Here is a 19,080-nt window from a genome sequence, read left to right on the forward strand (position 1 = left end):
AGCCCGACGAGAACTCGATAACGTGACCGTACACGTGAAAGGAGGTGGTCCAGACTTGTATAGCAATCGGACTCGTGAGGTGGCTGTCAGCTAGCCGCTGTCCTCGACAGTGATCGGTCCGCCGCGAGGCGGGCACCAGCACCATCGTCGAGACCGTGTGGCAGCGGTGCGGCGAATCCACGACAGCCACCCGACCCCCGGGGTGCCGGCCAAGTCCAGCCGGCCCGCGCACCAGCGCGGAGCGCCCCGGGGGTCGCTCCATATCCGGAGGACCGGCGATGTCCATGCGCGAACTGGTGGTGCTGGGCACGGCCAGCCAGGCGCCGACCCGTCAACGCAACCACAACGGGTACGTGCTGCGCTGGGACGACGAGGTGATCCTCTTCGACCCGGGTGAGGGCAGCCAGCGCCAACTCCTGCACACCACGGTCACGGCCAGCGACCTGACCCGCATCTGTGTCACCCACTTCCACGGCGACCACTGCCTCGGCCTGCCCGGCACCATCCAGCGGCTCTCCCTGGACCGGGTCCCGCACCCGGTCGCCGTGCACTTCCCGGCGGGCGGCGCCGAGTACTTCGCCCGACTGCGGCATGCCACCTCCTTTTACGAGACCGCCGAGTTGCAGGTCACCCCGATCGAGGAGGACGGGCAGCGGATCGCGCTGAGCTGCGGCACCCTGGAGGCACGCCGGCTGCGGCATCCCATCGAGACGTACGGCTATCGCCTGGTCGAACCGGACGGCCACCGGATGCTGCCGGAGAAGCTTGCCGCGTACGGCATCGCCGGGCCGGCCGTCGGCGAGCTGATCCGCGTCGGGCACCTGGACCTCGACGGGCGGCGCGTCACCCGCGACGAGGTGAGCGAGCCCCGGCACGGGCAGCGGTTCGCGTTCGTGATGGACACCGGCCTCTGCGACGGGGTGTACGCCCTCGCCGAGCACGCCGACCTGCTGGTCATCGAGTCGACCTTCCTGGAGTCGGAGGCCGCGCTCGCCGCCGAGGTCGGCCACCTGACCGCGGCGCAGGCCGCCCGGGTGGCCACCGAGTCCGGGGTACGCCGGCTCGTGCTCACCCATTTCTCCCAGCGCTACGCCGACCCGCGCCGGTTCCACGACGAGGCTCGCGCGCACTTCGACGGCGACCTGATCATTGCCGAGGACCTGACCACGGTGCAGCTCCCACCCCGCCGGGTAGCCTCGGCCGGGTGACCGTCACGCTTCGCTCCGCGACCGGCGACGACCTGATGGCGGTGGGTGCCCTGCACCAGCGCTCCCGGGTCGCCGCATACTCCGCCTTCCTCCCGGTCGAAGCCCTGGCCGACCCGACACCGGAGGCGATGGGGCGGTACTGGATCGAGCGGTGGCGCTGGGAGCGGGACAACCACCGGATGACAGTGGCCGAGCGGGCCGGGACAGTTGTCGGGTTCAGTTACCTGGGTCCGGACGACGAGGACGACCCGGGCACCGGGCTGCTCAACGCCATTCATCTCGACCCGCGCGAACAGGGCCGGGGCATCGGTCGGGCGCTGATGGTGGACGCCCTGGACGCCATGCGCGCCCGGGATTGGCGTCGCGCGGTGCTCTGGGTGCTCCGGGAGAACGCCCACGCCCGCGCCTTCTACGAGCGCGGCGGCTGGACGTCGACGGGCGTGGAGCGCGAAGAGCACATCGGCACCGCCCTAACCCCCCAAATCCGCTACACCCGCCCCCTGTAACCCCCCAGCCTCCCCGCCCCCGCCCCCGCCCCCGGCCCCGGCCCCTGCCCTGCCCCGCACCCCAACTCCGGCGTCGATCATGGAGTTGTGGTGGGCGATTCAGGTGCTTATGCCGCTTCTGTGCGGCACCACAACTCCATGATCGACCGGGCGAGGGTGGACGGGGTTGGGGTTGGGGTTGGGGTTGGGGTTGGGGTTGGGTTGGGGTTGGGGTTGGGGCGGGGCGGCGGGGTTAGTGGGCGCCTAGGTGGGCTAGGAGGTCCTGGCGGGTTAGGACGCCCTTGGGCTTGCCGTCGACCAGGACCAGGGCGGCGTCGGACTTCTCCAGCAGGCCGACGGCCTCGCTCACCGGCTGACCACCGCCGATCATCGGCAGCGGGTCGCCCATGTGCCGCTCGATGGTGTCGTGCAGGTGCGCCTGGCCGGTGAAGAGCGCGTCGAGGAGGTCCCGCTCGGCGATCGAGCCGGCCACCTCGCCGGTCACCACGGGCGGCTCCGCCTTGAGCACCGGCAGCTGCGAGACGCCGTACTCGCGCATGTAGTCGATCGCGTCGCGGACCGTCTCGGTCGGGTGCACGTGCACCAGCTCGGGCAGGCCACCCGGCTTGCTGGCCAGGGCGTCGGCCACCGTCGGCTCGGCGCCGGAGTTGTCGAGGAAGCCGTACCGGGCCATCCACGAGTCGTTGAAGATCTTGGAAAGGTAACCCCGGCCGCCGTCCGGAAGCAGCACCACCACCACGTCGTCCGGGCCGGCCCGGCGGGCGACCTCCAGCGCGGCGACCACCGCCATCCCGCACGAGCCGCCGACCAGCAGCCCTTCCTCGCGGGCCAACCGCCGGGTCATCTCGAAGGACGCCTTGTCGGAGACCTCGACGATCTCGTCCGCGATGGCCCGGTCGTACGTCTCCGGCCAGAAGTCCTCGCCGACGCCCTCCACCAGGTACGGCCGGCCGGTGCCGCCGGAGTAGACCGAACCCTCCGGGTCGGCCCCGACGATGCGCACCCGACCCTCGGAGGCCTCCTTCAGGTACCGCCCGATGCCGGAGATGGTGCCGCCGGTGCCCACGCCGGTCACGAAGTGGGTGAGCCCGCCCTCGGTCTGCTTCCACAGCTCCGGGCCGGTGGTCTCGTAGTGCGAGCGCGGGTTGGCCGGGTTGCTGTACTGGTTGGGCTTCCAGGCGCCGGGGATCTCGCGGGTCAGCCGGTCGGACACGTTGTAGTACGAGCGCGGATCCTCCGGGGCGACAGCGGTCGGGCAGACCACCACCTCGGCGCCGTACGCCCGGAGCACGTCCTGCTTGTCCTGGCTGACCTTGTCGGGGCAGACGAACACGCACTTGTAGCCCTTGAGCTGGGCCACCAGGGCCAGCCCGACACCTGTGTTGCCGCTGGTCGGCTCGACGATGGTGCCGCCGGGCTTGAGCAGGCCGGCGGCCTCGGCGTCCTCCACCATCCGCAGCGCGATCCGGTCCTTCACCGAGCCGCCCGGGTTGACGTACTCCACCTTGGCCAGCACGGTGGCCTGGATGCCCGCTGTGACGTTACGCAGACGCACCAGCGGGGTGTTGCCGATCATGTCGACGACGTTGTCGTAGAACTGCACGGTGTGCCCTTCGTTGCGGCGCCGGCAACGACGGCCGGGCAGACGTTTCCTCGCCGCCCAGCGTACGTGCCGTCAGGGCACCAGGCCCCCGGGGATGACCGAGCTGCGGACGGCCTCCCACTTGAGGAAGCGCTCGGTCTCGGCGAGCACGCTGCCGGCCAACCACGTGATCATGACGGCGTCGTCGGCCAGCCCGAAGATCGCCAGCGGGATCTCCGGGAGCAGGTCGATCGGGGAGACGATATACGCCGTCGCCGCGGTCATCAGGGCCAGCCGAAGGCCGCCGTCGTACTCCCCCTTGGTGGTGGCCCGGATCATCCGGGGTAGGGCGGCCAGCCGGGTGCCCAGCGACGGCCCGCCGCGTGCCCCTGCCGTCAGTGCCCGCGCCAGTGCCGTGAAGGCCGCGCTGCGCTTCAGTGTCTTACCCATCGTCGCGCTCCTCTCCGCCGAATCAGCGTGGCGGGTCGGCGCAAGTCGGCCGGCCTCTGCCCTACCGATACCCCGCCGCGTCGGTTTCCAGGCACCCCGGGTGGCAGCACGACGACAGCGGCATGTCGGGGCGGCGCGATAATGTCGCGGTATGGGGGTGGCTGATTCCGTCGTACCCGATGAACGCTGGCGGCAGACCCTGCGGTTCGCCCGCCTGGCGGCGATCGGGACGCTCGCCACCGCGGCGGCCGCGGTGGCGACCGGCGGAGTGCTGCTCGGCCAGGCCCGACAGGCCCGACGCACCATCCCGATGGCCGAGGCACCACCACCGCGCTGCGACGGGGTCTACGGCGCGAAGTTCCCCGGCCCAACCCTCACCATGGTCGTGCTCGGTGACTCGTCGGCCGCAGGCTACGGGGTGCACCGCCGTCGGGAGACGCCCGGCGCGCTGCTCGCCACCGGCCTGTCCCGCCGACTGCACCGGCCGGTGCGGCTGCACCGCTTCGCGGTGGTCGGTGCCATCTCGGCGGCGCTCCGTCACCAGGTGGAGGCGGCACTGGAGTGCCAACCCGACATCGCGGTGATCCTCATCGGCGGCAACGACATCACCAACCGGACCCCGCGTGGGCTGGCGGTGCGTTACCTCGTCGAGGCGGTGCACACGCTGCGGGACGCCGGCTGCGAGGTGGTCGTCGGCACCTGCCCCGACCTGGGTGCGATCCGCCCGATCCAACCCCCGCTGCGGTGGCTGGCGCACCGGTGGAGCCGGCAGCTGGCCGCCGCCCAGACGGTCGCGGTGGTGGAGGCGGGCGGTTGGACGGTCTCCCTCGGTGATCTCCTCGGCCCCCGGTTCGCGGCCGAGCCGACCCGGATGTTCGCGTGGGACCGGTTCCATCCCTCCGCCGTGGGGTACGCGATGGCCGCCGCCGCGCTCCTGCCGACGGTGCTGTCCGCGCTCGGCGCAGGGCAGGAACGACGGGCCACACCGACGTGGGCAGAGGGCGTACGGTCGCTGCCAGAGGCCGCACAGGAGGCGGCCCGGCACGCCGGCACCGAGGTCAGCGGCGTCCAGGTCCGGGGCCGCGACCGGGGGCCGGCCGGCCGGTGGGCGCAGTTGCGCCGCAGGGCCTTCTTCGGCGTCGGCGCGGTGCCGCAGCACGGGACCGCCCCGGACACCTCGACAGTGGAGGAGCTGGCATGAACGAGCGCAGCGAGCGGGGCGCAGCCGCCGGCCTCGCCGGCCGACTGGGTCGGGCGGCGGCGTTCTCGCTGCTCGCCGGCACCGTGGGCGGCGCTGCCGTCCTGGCGGGTGAGGCGTTCGTCGCCCGGCACCGGCGCTATGCCCAACCGGAGCTGGGGCTGGCCCTGCGGGCCACTGTCGGCCGGGCGGGCGCTCCGCCGCTGCGGCTGGTGTTGCTCGGCGACTCGTCGGCGCTCGGCGTGGGCGTCGACCGGCTGGAGGACACCATCGGCGGGCAGTTGGCCAACCTGCTCGCCGAGGGCCCGGCCGGCCGACGCGTCCACCTGTCAAGCGTCGGCGTCTCGGGTTCCCGCTCGACGGACCTGGCCACCCAGGTCGCCCGAGCCCTACTCGGTGAACGGCCCGACGTGGCGCTGATCCTGATCGGCGCGAACGACGCCACCGGGTTGCGCCGCCCCTCCGACGCGGCGGCCTATCTCGCCGCCGCGGTGCACCGGCTGCGGGAGGCGCGGGTCGAGGTGGTGGTGGGCACCTGCCCCGACCTCGGCGCGGTGCGTGCCATCGCGCCGCCGCTGCGCCAGGTGGTCGGCTGGTCCGGGCGTCGGATGGCCCGCGCGCAGACCGCCGCCGTGCTTGACGCGGGTGGCTCGGTGGTCGATCTCGCCACCGAGACCGGGCCGGTTTTCCGGGCCGACGCGGGGACGCTCTGCCACGACGGCTTCCACCCCTCCGCCGACGGCTACCGGGTGTGGGCGCACGCGCTGCTGCCCGCCATCGTCGCCGCGGCAACTGTCGCGACCCGGCGCTAGATCGTTCCGGCCAGGGTGACATTTCCCGCCGCGCCGGCTCCTTCCGCGCCATGTTACTGACGGGTTAACGTTGGCTCATGCCGATTGAGTCGTCCCGCGACGCCGTCATCGTCGCCACCGCCCGCTCCCCCATCGGCCGGGCGCACAAGGGGTCCCTGCGCGACGTCCGCTCCGACGACCTCGCCGCGACAATCGTCCAGGCGGCTCTGGACAAGATCCCCGCGCTCGATCCGACCACCATCGACGACCTCTACCTCGGGTGCGGCCTGCCCGGCGGCGAGCAGGGCTTCAACATGGCCCGGGTGGTGTCCACCCTGCTCGGTCTGGACACTGTGCCCGGTGCCACGCTCACCCGCTACTGCGCCTCGTCGTTGCAGACCACCCGGATGGCGATGCACGCGATCCGGGCCGGCGAGGGCGACGTGTTCGTCTCCGCCGGTGTGGAGATGGTTTCCCGTTACGCCCGGGGCAGCTCGGACGGGCTACCCCCGGAGGCGCAGGCGCTCGTCGGCGGCGGTTGGGAAAATCCCCGCTTCGGAGCGGCCGGCGAGCGCTCGAAGCGCCGCGCGCAGGCCGGCGCCGAGGTCTGGACCGACCCACGTGACAGCGGCGAGCTGCCCGACATCTACCTGACCATGGGGCAGACCGCGGAGAACCTGGCCCAGGTGTACGACGTGACCCGCGACGACATGGACGAGTTCGGCGTACGCAGCCAGAACCTCGCCGAGAAGGCCATCGCCGACGGCTTCTGGGCCCGGGAGATCACCCCGGTCAGCACGCCGGACGGCACAGTGGTGAGCACCGACGACGGCCCCCGGGCGGGCGTCACCCTGGACGCGGTCGCCGGTCTGAAGCCGGTGTTCCGTCCGGACGGCCGGATCACCGCGGGCAACTGCTGCCCGCTCAACGACGGCGCCGCCGCCGTGGTGGTGATGAGCGCCCAGCGGGCCGAGGAGTTGGGGCTGACCCCGTTGGCCCGGATCGTCTCCACCGGCGTGACCGCCCTGTCACCGGAGATCATGGGCCTCGGGCCGGTCGAGGCGTCCCGGCAGGCGCTGCGCCGGGCCGGCATGACAATCGACGACGTCGACCTCGTCGAGATCAACGAGGCGTTCGCGGCCCAGGTCATTCCCTCCTACCGCGAGCTGGGCATCCCGGAGGAGAAGCTGAACGTGATGGGCGGCGCGATCGCCGTCGGTCACCCGTTCGGAATGACCGGCGCCCGGATCACCGGCACCCTGCTCAACGCCCTTGAGTGGCACGACAAGACCATCGGTCTGGAGACCATGTGTGTGGGCGGTGGCCAGGGCATGGCCATGGTGCTCGAACGGCTCAGCTGAGCTGACGCCGGCCCGCCCCGCAGCTGGCGGGGTGGACCTCATAGCGCGCTGCGGGTCGCCGTCACCTCGGCGGCGGCCCGCGCCAGCACCTCGTCGCTGGCGCCGGTAGCCCGCAGGTCGGCCGTCACCACCCGCAACTGATCGGGCAACGCCAGGTCGTTGTCGAGCCGGGGTACGGCCCGACGCGGTTCGCCCTCGGCGTCGGCGGCCAGGTTGGCGATTTCCTGCACCAACCGGTGCACCAGGTCGGCGCGGGGCACGTTGCCGGTGGCCGCGACCGCCGCCCAGCGCGGCTGCTCCCAGTGCCCGACCTGACGGACCAGCAACTGCACTGCCTGATCCAACTCCGCTGCGCTCATCGCCATCGAGTCTACGGCCGGCCGGCGCCGCGCCCGAGATCGACTCGGCCTCCGGGAAACCGGGGTATCACCGCGCCCCGGACACCCCGCATCGAAGAAAACCGAGTCGATCACGCCGGTCGGGCCGAAGGACAGGCCGCCGGGAGAAAGGCCGTCGTGGGTAGGGCCGGTCGGCCGGAGGGCGGGTCGCCGGGGGCCGCTCGGCCGGAGGGCGGGTCGCCGGGGGCAGTGCGGTCGCGGGGGCGGCGGTCACCGGCGCAGGTAGCTGAGCAGCCGCAGTAGCTGCCAGTAGAGGAAGACCAGGCCGGTGAGCAGGCCGAACGCGCTCAGCCACGCGTACCGGCGGGGTCGACCGTCGCGCACCGACCGTTCAACGAGGTCGAAGTCCAGGATGAAACTGAACGCCCCGGCGATGATCGCCACCACCGAGAAGGCGTACGGCAGCCAGCCCACCTGCCCACTGACGCTGTAGACGGCCAGGCCCGGCCGGCCGGAGATCAGGTACGACACCAGGTTGACCACGCTGAGCACGGCGATCCCGAGCAACGTCCCGATCACCAGGCGGGCCAGCCGGGGCGTCGCCCGGATCACCCGGGCCCGGTAGAGCGCCGCCATGCCGAGGAAGACGCCGAACGTGCCGGCCACCGCCTGCACCACGATGCCCGGGTAGACCTGCTCGAAGGTGCGACTCGCCACCCCGAGCAGCAGGCCCTGAAGTACTGCGTACCCGACGATCGGCACCGGGTTGGTGATGCCCCGCAACGAGATGACCAGCACCAGCGCGATCGAGGCGAGCGCGCTGCCGGCCAGCGCGGCGCCGAGCCAGACCGCGTCCGGGATCACCAGCCACGACACCGTCGCCGCCACCCCGGTGACCAGCAACAACCCGACGGTACGGATCACCACGTCGTCGACAGTCATCGGCTCGACGTCGCGGGCACCGAGCACCCGGGCCTCCACCCGGCCGGTCTCGTCCAGCCGGTTGAGCACCGGGTTGTCGCTGCGCACCGCTGCCTCCTCCGCCCGCGTACCCCAGGGGTGTGTGCCCTTGCAGTCACTCTGCCCCGGGCGGACCGGCGGCGGCGGGGAAACGGCGTTGACGACGGCGCCCGCCCCCGCCGAAGCGGGAGCGGGCGCCGGTCGGCAGTGCGGACGAGGTCAGTCGTCGCCCTGGAAGTAGCTCAGCAGGCGCAGGATCTCGATGTAGAGCCAGACCAGGCTGACCAGGATGCCGAACGCGGCCACCCAGGAGTAGCGCTGCGGCAGGCCCATCCGGACGCCGTCCTCGATCTCCTTGAAGCTGAGCACGAAGCTCAGCGAGGCGACCACGATGCAGACCAGGCTGAAGCCGATGGCCAGCGGGCTGCCGTCACGCAGGCCGGTGTTGACGCCGAACAGCGCCAGCACCAGGTTGATCAACATGACCGCGAAGAGGCCGGTCATCACCGCGATCATGCCCTTGACGAACGCCGGGGTGGCCCGGATGACCTTCGCCCGGTAGAGCATCGCCATCAGGAAGAAGATGCCGAAGCTGGCCGCTGCGGCCTGGAGCACGATGCCGTCGTACGCCGTCTCGAAGGCCTTGCTGACCATGCCGACGAAGACACCCTCGACGACCGCGTACGCGATGACGAGCGCCGGGTTGGCCATCCGGGAGAACGAGATGATCATGCCGAGGACCAGGCCGACCACCGCCGCGCCGATCCAGGCGGTGCCGACGAGCGCGTCGGGCACGAGCACCCAGGCTGCCGCGGCGGTGATGCCGAGGATGCCGAGCAGAGCGACGGTCTTGACGACGACGTCGTCAACTGTCATCGGCGCCACGGTGGGCGGCGCGGCCGGGTAACCGGCCTGGGACGGGTACTGCTGGGGAATGCCGGGCTGTCCGTACGGCCCGGCCGGGGCGTACCCGGCGGAGCGCTCCCGCTCGGCCGCCTGGCCGAGCCGGGCGAGCACCGGGTTCGAGGTCTTCACTGTCTGGCCTCCCTCAGGGGGTCGTTTGCACGTGAACGTGCCCTCCAAGAGTAGACGGCGCGGCCAAGCCCGGGTGATCACGAATGAGAATGTGTCGAGCTGGAAGGTGCCCGGGGCGGGGGTCGAACCCGCACGCCTTGCGGCAGCCGCTTTTAAGGCGGCCGTGTCTGCCGTTCCACCACCCGGGCGGGTGGCACCGGCGCGTCGACACGCGCGGTGCAGTGTCACCGTAACCGGTTAGCGGCGACCCGACGTACCCAGCAGGGCATGCCACATTAGGGTCGGTGCCGTGAGCAGCGCAGCCCCGACGGCCCCCGACGCCGCCCCTGAGCAGGCCCTGCGCCTCGCCCGACGGGTCGACCGCCGGCCGCGGGCCGCCCGGCTGCTGGCCGCCGTGCACCGACACCGGGCGGATCTGCTCGTCGGTCTGGCCTGGGTGGCGCTGGCCGGCTGGCTCACCCACGGGCTGTGGCCCGATCCGGCCGGCCGCACCCTGGCGCTCAACCCAGAAGACCAGACCCTCTACGAATGGTTCCTGGCGGTCGACGCCCGTGCGCTGCTCGGGGACTTCGACCTGCTCACCGACCGGCTCAACGCGCCCGACGGCGTCAACCTGATGGCCAACACCACGGTGATCGCGCTCGGTGTCGTCGTCGCGCCGGTCACCCTGCTGCTTGGCGCACCGGTCAGCTTCGCGCTGCTCGCCGCCGCCAACCTCGCCGGCACCGCCGTCGCCTGGTACCTGCTGTTGCACCGGATGCTGCGTGCCCGCCGGCTGGCTGCCGCGCTCGGCGCGGGCCTGTGCGGCTTCGGCCCCGGCATGGTCTCGCAGACAAACAGCCACCTGCACATGACCGCCCAGTGGCTGGTGCCGGTGATCGTCTGGCTGGTGGTCCGGCTGCTGCGGGCGGCCGACCCCGGGCCGGTGACACCCGACCAGAGCGGGCCGGTCCGACCCGAGAGCCCGGATCGCCGCCGGATGGTCACCTCGGCGGTCGGGCTGGCCGGCGCGGTGAGCGCGCAGGTCTTCATCGGCGAGGAGGTGCTCTTCCTGGCCGCCCTCACCCTGCTGGTGATGGCGATCGGCTACGCCGTGGCGGACCGGGACCTGGCCCGGCGGGCACTGCCCGGCTTCGCCGGTGGGCTGGCCATCGCCGCCGGGCTCGCCCTGCTGGTGCTCGGCTATCCGCTGTGGTTCCAGTTCGCCGGGCCGCAGGGGGTCGCCGACGGCATGTTCACCCCTGCCTACTTCTCCGCCGACCTGAGCAGCTGGTGGGCGGTGTCCCCGCTGTCGGTGGCCGGCAGCGACGAGGCGGCCCGGCTGACCACCGGTCCGGCCGAGTACAACACCTTCCTCGGCTGGCCCCTCCTGCTTGTCACGGTGGCCTGCGCGATCTGGGCCGGGCGACGCCGACTCGTCTTCGCCTGCGTCGTGGCCGGCCTCGTGATGGGTGCGCTCTCGCTCGGCCCCGAGGTGGTGCTCGGTGGCACCAAGACCGCGCTCCCCGGCCCGTACGCGCTTGTCGGCGGGCTACCGGTGGTGGACGGCGCGTTGCCGATGCGGTTCGCGCTGGCGTTGCTGCCGATCGTCGCGACGCTGCTCGTGCTCGCCGTCGACCGGGCTCTGCGCAGCACCGGTCGAGCCCGGCGGCTGGTGCCACTGGCCGTCGGCGCGGCGCTGCTGCCGATCTTCCCCACTCCGCTGCCGACCGCCGACCGACCCGCAGTGCCGGAGTTCGTCACCGGCGGCCACTGGCGGCAGTGCGTACCACCCGGTGGAGTGTTGGTTCCGGTGCCGCTGCCCACGCCCAAGGAACCCGGGCCGATGCGCTGGGCCACCGCCGCCGACGCCGCCTTCAGCCTGCCCGAAGGGTTCTTCATCGGCCCGTACGGGCGGGGCGGCACCGCGGCGATGGGCACCTTCAAGCAGCCCACGTCCGCACTGCTGGCGGACGTCGCCCGGCGCGGTGACCAACCGGCCATCGGTGACGAGCAGCGCCGGCAGGCCGCCCGGGACGCGGACTTCTGGGGCGCCTCCTGCGTGGCGCTGGCCGACGACGCCCCACACGCGGAGAGTCTGCGGGCGACCCTGGAACAGCTCTACGGCCCGGCCACCCGGATCGCCGACGCCTGGACCTGGCGGGTCTGACGGTCTGTCCAGGCGTACGGAAGGACCCCTTCCAGATCGGAAGGGGCCCTTCGCTACAGCTGGGTCAGACGCGCGGGGCGCCGACCGGCTGGGATGCCTCGGAGAACTCCTCGCGCGGGTCGTGCAGCTGCCCGAGGGCTACCACCTCACGCTTGAGGACGAACGCCAGCGTCCAGTCCACCACCACGCGGACCTTGCGGTTGAACGACGGGATCCGGCTCATGTGGTACGTCCGGTGCATGACCCACGCCGGCCAGCCGGTCATCTTGATCCCGTACACCTGGGCGACGCCCTTGTGCAGACCGAGGCTCGCGACGCTACCGACGTGCTTGTGCTTGTAGTTGACCGGCTCACGGCCCCGGACCACGGCCACGATGTTGTCGGCCATCCGGGCGGCCTGGCGCACCGCGTGCTGCGCGCTCGGCGAGCAGAAGTTGCCCGGCTCCTTGGTGAGGTCCGGCACCGCGGCGCAGTCACCGGCGCTCCACGCGCCCTCGACCACCTGGTCGCCGTCGACCACCTGGAGAGTTGGCAGGCAGGTGATCCGCCGACGGTCGTCGCGCGGGAAGTCGGTCGCGTCGAGCATCGGCGACGGCTTCACGCCGGCCGTCCACACGATGGTGTCGGACCGGAAGCTGTCCCCGTCGGAGAGCTTGACCACCCCGTCGACGCAGGACTCGAGCCGGGTGTCCAGCCGGATGTCCATGTTGCGCTTCATCAGCTGCTGCACCGTGTAGGCGCCCATGTCCCGGTCGACCTCGGGCAGCACCCGCTGGGTCGCCTCGACGAGCACCCAGCGCACCTCGTCCTGGTTCAGCTCCGGGTAGTAGCGCAGGGCGTCGCGAGCCATGTCCTCCATCTCGGCGAGCGCCTCGATGCCGGCGTACCCACCACCGACGAAGGTGAAGGTGAGCGCCGAACGGCGAACGTCCGCATCCGCCGTGGCGGCCGCGACGTCGAGCCGGTCCAGGACGTGGTTGCGCAGGTAGATCGCCTCGCCGATGGTCTTGAACCCGATGCCCTGCTCGTGCAGGCCGGGGATCGGCAGGGTGCGGGACACCGACCCCGGGGCCACGACCACGTGGTCGTACGTGATCTCCCGGGCCGGGCCGCTGATCGGCTGGACGGTGGCCACCTTGCGGTCGTGCTCGATCCGCGTGACAGTGCCGGCCACCATCTTGCACCGCCGCAACTCCCGCCGCAGCGGCACCACGGAGTGCCGTGGGGAGATGTTGCCCGCCGCCGCCTCGGGCAGGAACGGCTGATAGGTCATGTGCGGCTGGGGGTCCACCACCATAACCTCAGCCTCACGGGAGCTGAGCTTCTTCGACAGGCGCAGCGCCGCGTACAGACCGACGTGCCCGGCACCCACCACAAGGATCCGCTTCGGATTCACGTTGTCTATCTTTCCCCGGCCGGCTCAGGTAATGCCGCTCGCGGCCCCCATCTGTGACGGAGCACAACCCATGTGACCTGCGTAACCCTCAGGTCGCAGCGGTCACCGCCGTCGCAACAGCCAGCCCAGCAACGCCGCCGTCGCCACGGCCAGCACCAGCCCCAGCACCGTCACCCACTGGTATCCGGCCTCCCCACCCATCCCCGCGGCCTGCAACAACAGCACAGCGAGCACCGCGGTGCCCAGCAGGACGCCGCCCGCCCGCAGCAACCACCGGCTGACCAGCGCCGGGTCCACCACCGCGTCGTAGGGCAGCAGGGCGGCAAGCGCGCAGAGGGTGTGCGCCAGGTAGAGCAGGGCGGCGACGGCGAGCAGCCGCCAGAGGGCGACCGGGCGGCCGTACCCGTCGGTGGCGAGCAGCCAACCGCCAACCGTGACCAACGCCGTGAAGACCGCCCAGAGCCGGCGCGGACCGAATGCGGGCAACAGCGCGGCGAACGCCAGGAAGAGGAGCGGCCGGCCGGAAAGCGCCTCGGCGGGGAAGGCCAGGGCGAAACCGGCAAACACGATGACGAAGATCCCGGCCCGGACCAGCAGCGGGGCGAGGCTGATGCGGGCCACCGCGTTCTGGGCGGCCCGCACCCGCCCGGTTACCGCCTCGATCATCTGCCACCAACCCTCGGAGCCGTCGCCAACCGGGCCACGTCCCGCAGCACCTGATCCAGACTGCCGGCGCCGGCCCAGCGCACCACAGGTACGCCGTGCTCCCGGAGCTGCCCGATCATGACGTCCCGGTCCAGGCGCCACAGCCGGTACGCCACCTCGGCCCAGCCCTGGTTCTTCGGCGACGCCAGGTCGGTCGGCAGGGTGTCGACTGCCACCACGAACCGTCCGGCGCGGGCCAGCCGGGCGAGCATCTGCGCCGACCGTTCGTCAAGCAGCGGGGTCAACACCACCACAAGCGCGTCCGAGGAGAGCAGTTGCGGGCCGAAGACCTGGTCGTACGGCTCGTGCGAGGAGGGTTGGACCTGCACGTCGAGCAGCCACTCCAGCACTGTCAGGTACTGCCGACGCCCGGCCGCCGGACGCAACCGGCGAGCTGCCGGCCCGTACTCCAACAGCGAGACCCGGTCGCCACGGTGCAGGTAGTGCTCGGCGATCGCGGCAGTGGCCCGGACCGTGGTGTCGAGCACCGAGGCGGCGCCACTCACCCCGCCGGAGCGGCCGGCCTCGGCGAGCACGTCGAGCAGCACCACCACCTCCGCGTCGCGGTCGGAGAGCGTGGCTGCCACGTGCAACTGCCGGGCGCGCAACGACACCCGCCAGTCGATGCGACGCAGCCGGTCCCCCGGCGCGAAGATCCGTACCCCGGCCAGCTCGCCACCCTCGCCGGGTCGGCGGGAGTGGTGCGCCCCGACCAGCCCGGCGGCGCGGGGCATGGCCTCGACGGCCTCGAACGGCTCGGTACGCGGGTACACCCGCACCCGGACCGGCTCGGTCAGCACCGCCCGGGAGACCAGCAGGCCGCCGGCCGTGGCGACCCGGGCACCGGCCGGTCCCACCGGATGCCGGCCCCAGCGCGTGGCCTGGCCGGCGAGTTCCAGATCCGCCACCGTCGCGGTGGGCACCGTCGTCACGAACGGTCGGTCGGCGAGGGAACGGCCCCTGCCGGCCGGGGCCCCACCGGCGGCCGCCGTGGTGGCGGCCGGTGGCACGTCGTCGGCGACGCCGTCCTGGGCGAAGCCGGCCCGGTCGATGCGCAGCCACGGCGACACCCGGGAACGCACCACCACCAGGTCGTAGTCGACAGTGTCCGGATTGCCGACGCTCACCAACGCCGTCACGTCGCCGCCCTCGACAAGCGGCCCGTCCGCACCCTGGGTGATCCACACCTGCGGCAGCGCCGTGGGCCGCCGACGCAGCGCGTACGCGGTGCCCAGCGCGAACGGGGCGGCCAGCACGATCAGGTCGACCCGCCCCAGCAGCACCCCCGCCACCAGCAGCAGACCGGCGAGCAGCACCGCCCGGCCGAGCGCACGGGTGGGCGCCCAGCCGGCAGCCGGTTCCGGCTCGGTGGCCGTCGGCACTGTCGGTACGGTCATCAGAGCCGAGGCCCGCCAGCGGCGTAGCTGGGCAGCGCGCCGCTCGCCGGAGCGGGGGTTGACTCCAGCACCTCGCCGACCACGAACGCCGGGTCTACCCGGCGCAACCACATCTCCGGGCGCAGGGTGATCCGGTGGGCCAGGGCGGGCGCCGCCACCTCCTTGACGTCCTCCGGCACCACGTAGTCCCGGCCGCCGAACACCGCGCGGACCCGGGCCAGCAGCAGCAGCGCCAACGATCCACGCGGGGAGGCGCCGACAAGCACCGACGGGTGCTCCCGGGTGGCCGCGGTGAGGGCGACGATGTAGCGGCCGATGGAGTCCTCCACCACCACGTCTTCCAGGGCGGCCTGCATGGCCCGCAGGGTGGCGGCGTCGACCACCGCCTTGATGTCGGCCTCCTCACGGCGGCGGCTCATCCGGCGGCGGAGCACCTCCCACTCCTCCTCGTGCTGCGGATAGCCGAAGGAGACCCGCAGCAGGAACCGGTCCAGCTGGGCTTCGGGCAGCGGGTACGTGCCCTCGTACTCGATCGGGTTGGCGGTGGCCAGCACGTGGAACGGCTCGTCCAGCTTGTAGGTCACCCCCTCCACCGAGACCTGCTTCTCCTGCATCGCCTCCAGCAGCGCGGACTGCGTCTTCGGTGGCGTCCGGTTGATCTCGTCGGCGAGCAGCAGGTTGGTGAAGACCGGCCCGGCCCGGAAGGTGAAGTCGCCGTTGCGCTGGTCGTAGAGGAACGAACCGGTGACGTCGGCGGGGAGCAGGTCGGGAGTGAACTGCAACCGGCGGAAGTCCAGGCCCAGCGCCTGGGCGAACGAACGTGCGGTGAGCGTCTTGCCCAGCCCCGGCAGATCTTCGAGCAGCACGTGACCGCCCGCCAGGATGCCGGCGAGGACCAACTCCAACGCGTCCCGCTTGCCGACCACGACGGTGCCGACCGCGTCCAGCACCGCCCGAGCCAGGTGGCCTACCTCGGCGGGGGCAATGCTCCGGTCCACGTCGTTCATCAGATCTTCTCCAGTTCGGCGACGATCACCGCGAGGTCGCGTGGCGACGGGGTGCGGCGAGGCGGGGTCTCCAGGAACGTCCACAGCAGGTCACCCAGCAGGACACGGGCGCGGGCCGGGTCCGACTCGCGGGTGACGCCGTGCTTCAGGCGCATCCGTTCGTCGGCCAGTTCAGCGATGCGGGGCAGGACCACCCCGGTGAAACGTTCGGGTCGGCTCGTGGACCAGTCCAGCGGCCATTCCCAGCGATTGATCGCGGCGCGCACCGCGTCCCGGGCACCCCAGTTGTAGCTGCCGTCCTCCTCACCCGTCCCGCTCCGGCCAGCCACCGGCAACGGCGGCGGCGCGAGCAGGGCGCTGACCCGGCGGACCGCCAGCACGGCGAGCACCCCGGCGATGAGGACGGGCAGCGAGACCTGGAGGCCAACCGCGCGGAGGCCGACGAGCAACACCGCGACGACAGCGGCGGCCCACGCGAGGGCGCGCACCACCGGGCCGATCCGGGAGCGGGGCGGCTCCGGCCCTCTCGGCGCCGGCTCCTCCTCGAACGTGAGCAGGTCGTCGATGCTTGTGCTGCTCATGCCGTCACCGCCGTGAGCTCTCCGCGCAGCCGACGAAGCGCGGCGCGGGCCTGGTCGCGGGTGCGTTCGTCGACCGGGCGGGTGGCGTAGCGGGCCTCCCGGTAGACGTGTGCGAACTCGGCGAGCACGTCGGCGCTGACGATGGCCGGGACGCCGGCCGCCGGGTCACCCTGCAGCAGCCGGCTGACCAGGTCGGTGGGGGTGTCCCCGGCGAGCCGTGGCACGCCGGCCGCGGCGGCGGCCTCCTCCAGGCGCACCCAGCACGCGATCACCGCCACCCGGGGATCGGTGTCCCGGTCGTCGAGCTCCACCAGGCCGGCGTCGAGGGCAGCCACCACCTCACGGGCGGTGCCCTCGGCGGTACGTCGGGCCCGCTGCGCCGGCAGGGCCCGGGTGCCGCGGCGCAGTGCGCCCCGGATCAGAATCCAGGACAGGTAACCGAGGGCGGCGAGGATGGCCAGCCCCAGCAGCACCAGTGCCACTGTGGCGACCCACTGCGGGATGTGCGCCTGAGTGGCCTCACCGGCGGTACGCGGCTCGACCGGAATGGACGGCGACGGCTCGGCGGTCGGGTACTCGGGCACCCACGGGACGTTCTCCGCGGCCGGCGGGATGCGGCTGGCCCCGATCGACGAGTGCGCGGACGCCAGCGCGGCACCGGCGAGCAGCGCGGCGACCGTGACGACCGGCCACCACCGGCGCAGCAGACCGAGCGCCGGGCGCACCACCCCAGGCTCGGCGGCCCGCACCGGGGTGGCGGGGCGTGTTCCGTCTGTCATCGCCACCACCCCACGCGCGTCTCAGTCCACCCCGGCCAGCTGCTTAGCCTGGTCGAAGACATCGTCCAGCATCTCTGGTGTCAGCCGCCCGGTGAAGGTGTTCTGCTGGCTGACGTGATAGCAGCCCAGCACGTCCGGAGCGGCTGTGCCGGACCAGTGTGCCCCATGACCGAACGCCGGTCGCGGGCTGGGCGGGCGCTGCCCGTACACCTGGCGAAGCACCGGCCACCACGCGGCCCAGGCGAACGCACCGAGCGCGACGACGACACGCAGCGTGGGCTGGATCAGCGTGACCTCGCGGTGCAGCCAGGGCGCGCAATTGTCCCGCTCCGACGGGGTCGGCTTGTTGTCCGGCGGCGCACACCGGACAGCCGAGAAGATCCGCAGGTCCCGCAGGGTGAGCCCGTCGTCGGCGGCGACGCTTGTCGGCTGGTTGGCCAGCCCGGCCCGGTGCAGCGCGGCGAACAGCACGTCACCGGACCGGTCACCGGTGAAGATCCGGCCGGTGCGGTTGCCGCCGTGCGCGGCGGGGGCCAACCCGAGGATGGCGATCCGCGCGTCGCCGGTGCCGAAGCCCGGCACCGGGCGGCCCCAGTATTCCTGGTCACGGAAGGCCGCCCGGCGGGTGCGAGCGACCTCTTCCCGCCACCGGACCAGCCGGGGGCAGGCGAAACAGTCGCTCACCGCTGCGTCCAGGTCGGCCAGGTCGGTCGCCCGCGCTGCGCGGGCGACCACCTGCTCGGGGGTACGCGACTCAGCCAAGCTTGGCCCGGAAGAGTTCGAGGGTGCGGGCCCAGGCACTGGCGGCGGCGCGCTGGTCGAACGCCTCCGGTCGGTCGTCGTTGAAGAAGGCGTGCGAGGTGCCCGGATAGTCGTAGAGGTGGCAGTCGCCGCCGGCTTCCTCGATGGCCCGGCGGGCCGTCTGGATGCCCTCGGCGGTCGAGGTGCCGTCCTCTTCGGAGCAGTGGATGACCGCGGCCTTGCCGGCGTAGTCGGCCCAGTCGGGGCGCATCGACTCCCACGGCAGCACCGGATAGAAACCGGCGGTAGCGACGATCCGCTCGGAGACGGTGGCCGACCACAGCGCGAGGCTGCCACCGGCGCAGAAGCCCACCGCACCGACCTTACCGGTGACCTCGGGCCGCCCGGCGAGATAGTCGGCAGCGCCGGCGATGTCCTTCGCCGCCTCGTCCATCCGCATCGCCATCAGCAGCCGCTGCGCCTCGTCCGGCTCGCTTGTCGTCTCCCCGTGGTAGAAGTCCGGGGCGAGAGCGACGAAGCCGGCCTCGGCGAACCGCTCCGCAACCGACCGGATGTGCGGAACCAGGCCCCACCATTCCTGGATGACGATGACGGCGGGGCTGGCCATGCCACTGGCGGGTATCGCGAGATACCCCTCGCTCGTACCCCCGTTGCTGCGGTAGGTCACCATTTCGCCCATGGGCCGTCCTCCTAGCGGTCAGTCATCGTTGGCTGGTCGCCCAGTGGTCCTAGTGCCGAAAGCCTGCCATGCCGCGCCGCCGCCGGGAAGACGCCGGAACAGTGGCATTCACCTCCCGTTTGCCCGCCGGTGACGTCGGGTACGCCGACGGCGGCGGGGTAGGCCCCCGCCGCCGTCGATGTCGAGTTGCCCCTTG

The 19,080-nt window shown here is 72.4% G+C and carries 18 protein-coding genes, 1 tRNA gene and 1 pseudogene; 6 read left to right on the forward strand and 14 right to left on the reverse strand.

Annotated elements, in window-relative coordinates; genetic code table 11:
* Window positions 1–278: 278 nt before the first annotated feature.
* Both AB0B85_RS04510 and AB0B85_RS04515 read left to right on the forward strand, forming a co-directional pair.
* The gene (locus tag AB0B85_RS04510; RefSeq protein ID WP_357403504.1) at window positions 279–1,208 is read left to right on the forward strand and encodes a ribonuclease Z; all 930 of its coding nucleotides are present in this window, start codon (window positions 279–281) and stop codon (window positions 1,206–1,208) included.
* On the forward strand, window positions 1,205–1,714 hold the full coding sequence (locus AB0B85_RS04515) for a GNAT family N-acetyltransferase (protein ID WP_357403506.1): 510 nt from the start codon (window positions 1,205–1,207) through the stop codon (window positions 1,712–1,714). Before AB0B85_RS04510 ends, AB0B85_RS04515 begins: the two co-directional genes overlap by 4 nt.
* 232 nt (window positions 1,715–1,946) lie before the next feature.
* On the opposite strand, the gene AB0B85_RS04520 is transcribed toward AB0B85_RS04515, so the two are convergent.
* Both AB0B85_RS04520 and AB0B85_RS04525 read right to left on the reverse strand, forming a co-directional pair.
* Window positions 1,947–3,317 carry a cystathionine beta-synthase gene (locus AB0B85_RS04520; RefSeq protein ID WP_357403508.1) on the reverse strand — a complete coding sequence of 457 codons (1,371 nt, stop codon included), beginning with the start codon at window positions 3,315–3,317 and terminating at the stop codon, window positions 1,947–1,949.
* A 72-nt stretch (window positions 3,318–3,389) separates the two neighbouring features.
* Window positions 3,390–3,746, reverse strand: a complete 357-nt coding sequence (locus tag AB0B85_RS04525) for a YkvA family protein (RefSeq protein ID WP_357403510.1) — start codon at window positions 3,744–3,746, stop codon at window positions 3,390–3,392.
* 151 nt (window positions 3,747–3,897) lie between these two features.
* On the opposite strand from AB0B85_RS04525, the pseudogene AB0B85_RS04530 reads away from it, so the two are divergent.
* From AB0B85_RS04530 to AB0B85_RS04540, 3 genes and pseudogenes are all read left to right on the forward strand, one after another.
* Window positions 3,898–4,976, forward strand: a pseudogene (locus AB0B85_RS04530) (SGNH/GDSL hydrolase family protein); the annotation flags it as partial.
* Between the two features lie 39 nt (window positions 4,977–5,015).
* On the forward strand, window positions 5,016–5,756 hold the full coding sequence (locus tag AB0B85_RS04535) for an SGNH/GDSL hydrolase family protein (RefSeq protein ID WP_357403753.1): 741 nt from the start codon (window positions 5,016–5,018) through the stop codon (window positions 5,754–5,756).
* A gap of 77 nt (window positions 5,757–5,833) precedes the next feature.
* Window positions 5,834–7,096, forward strand: a complete 1,263-nt coding sequence (locus AB0B85_RS04540; RefSeq protein ID WP_357403513.1) for an acetyl-CoA C-acetyltransferase — start codon at window positions 5,834–5,836, stop codon at window positions 7,094–7,096.
* Between the two features lie 38 nt (window positions 7,097–7,134).
* On the opposite strand, the gene AB0B85_RS04545 is transcribed toward AB0B85_RS04540, so the two are convergent.
* The 4 genes from AB0B85_RS04545 to AB0B85_RS04560 form a co-directional block, all read right to left on the reverse strand.
* Window positions 7,135–7,455 carry a hypothetical protein gene (locus tag AB0B85_RS04545; protein ID WP_357403515.1) on the reverse strand — a complete coding sequence of 107 codons (321 nt, stop codon included), beginning with the start codon at window positions 7,453–7,455 and terminating at the stop codon, window positions 7,135–7,137.
* Between the two features lie 249 nt (window positions 7,456–7,704).
* Window positions 7,705–8,463: a Bax inhibitor-1/YccA family protein gene (locus AB0B85_RS04550; protein ID WP_357403517.1), complete on the reverse strand. Its 759-nt coding sequence runs from the start codon at window positions 8,461–8,463 to the stop codon at window positions 7,705–7,707.
* 150 nt (window positions 8,464–8,613) lie between these two features.
* Window positions 8,614–9,429 carry a Bax inhibitor-1/YccA family protein gene (locus AB0B85_RS04555; protein ID WP_357403519.1) on the reverse strand — a complete coding sequence of 272 codons (816 nt, stop codon included), beginning with the start codon at window positions 9,427–9,429 and terminating at the stop codon, window positions 8,614–8,616.
* A gap of 107 nt (window positions 9,430–9,536) precedes the next feature.
* A tRNA-Leu gene (locus tag AB0B85_RS04560) sits at window positions 9,537–9,617 on the reverse strand.
* Between the two features lie 101 nt (window positions 9,618–9,718).
* On the opposite strand from AB0B85_RS04560, the gene AB0B85_RS04565 reads away from it, so the two are divergent.
* Window positions 9,719–11,578 (forward strand): hypothetical protein, encoded by a 1,860-nt coding sequence (locus tag AB0B85_RS04565; RefSeq protein WP_357403521.1) that lies wholly within the window; start codon window positions 9,719–9,721, stop codon window positions 11,576–11,578.
* Window positions 11,579–11,642: 64 nt separating this feature from the next.
* On the opposite strand, the gene AB0B85_RS04570 is transcribed toward AB0B85_RS04565, so the two are convergent.
* The 8 genes from AB0B85_RS04570 to AB0B85_RS04605 all read right to left on the reverse strand — a co-directional run bounded on the left by AB0B85_RS04570 (window position 11,643) and on the right by AB0B85_RS04605 (window position 18,884).
* Complete coding sequence (locus tag AB0B85_RS04570) at window positions 11,643–12,974, reverse strand: NAD(P)/FAD-dependent oxidoreductase (RefSeq protein WP_357403523.1); 1,332 nt, start codon at window positions 12,972–12,974, stop codon at window positions 11,643–11,645.
* 102 nt (window positions 12,975–13,076) lie between these two features.
* Window positions 13,077–13,640: a hypothetical protein gene (locus AB0B85_RS04575; protein ID WP_357403525.1), complete on the reverse strand. Its 564-nt coding sequence runs from the start codon at window positions 13,638–13,640 to the stop codon at window positions 13,077–13,079.
* Window positions 13,637–15,076, reverse strand: a complete 1,440-nt coding sequence (locus AB0B85_RS04580) for a DUF58 domain-containing protein (protein ID WP_357403527.1) — start codon at window positions 15,074–15,076, stop codon at window positions 13,637–13,639. Before AB0B85_RS04580 ends, AB0B85_RS04575 begins: the two co-directional genes overlap by 4 nt.
* Window positions 15,076–16,083 carry a MoxR family ATPase gene (locus AB0B85_RS04585; RefSeq protein ID WP_357403529.1) on the reverse strand — a complete coding sequence of 336 codons (1,008 nt, stop codon included), beginning with the start codon at window positions 16,081–16,083 and terminating at the stop codon, window positions 15,076–15,078. Before AB0B85_RS04585 ends, AB0B85_RS04580 begins: the two co-directional genes overlap by 1 nt.
* Entirely contained in the window at window positions 16,083–16,664 is a 582-nt protein-coding gene (locus tag AB0B85_RS04590; RefSeq protein WP_357403531.1) for a hypothetical protein, read from the reverse strand. Before AB0B85_RS04590 ends, AB0B85_RS04585 begins: the two co-directional genes overlap by 1 nt.
* Window positions 16,661–17,443 carry a DUF4129 domain-containing protein gene (locus AB0B85_RS04595; protein WP_357403533.1) on the reverse strand — a complete coding sequence of 261 codons (783 nt, stop codon included), beginning with the start codon at window positions 17,441–17,443 and terminating at the stop codon, window positions 16,661–16,663. Before AB0B85_RS04595 ends, AB0B85_RS04590 begins: the two co-directional genes overlap by 4 nt.
* Before the next feature lie 21 nt (window positions 17,444–17,464).
* Window positions 17,465–18,178: a uracil-DNA glycosylase gene (locus AB0B85_RS04600; protein WP_357403535.1), complete on the reverse strand. Its 714-nt coding sequence runs from the start codon at window positions 18,176–18,178 to the stop codon at window positions 17,465–17,467.
* Window positions 18,179–18,197: 19 nt separating this feature from the next.
* A complete protein-coding gene (locus AB0B85_RS04605) occupies window positions 18,198–18,884 on the reverse strand; it encodes a dienelactone hydrolase family protein (protein WP_357403537.1) in 687 nt (228 codons plus the stop codon).
* Between the last annotated feature and the right edge of the window lie 196 nt (window positions 18,885–19,080).

Origin of the sequence: Micromonospora sp. NPDC049044, assembly GCF_040649215.1 — a bacterium.
GTDB lineage: Bacteria > Actinomycetota > Actinomycetes > Mycobacteriales > Micromonosporaceae > Micromonospora.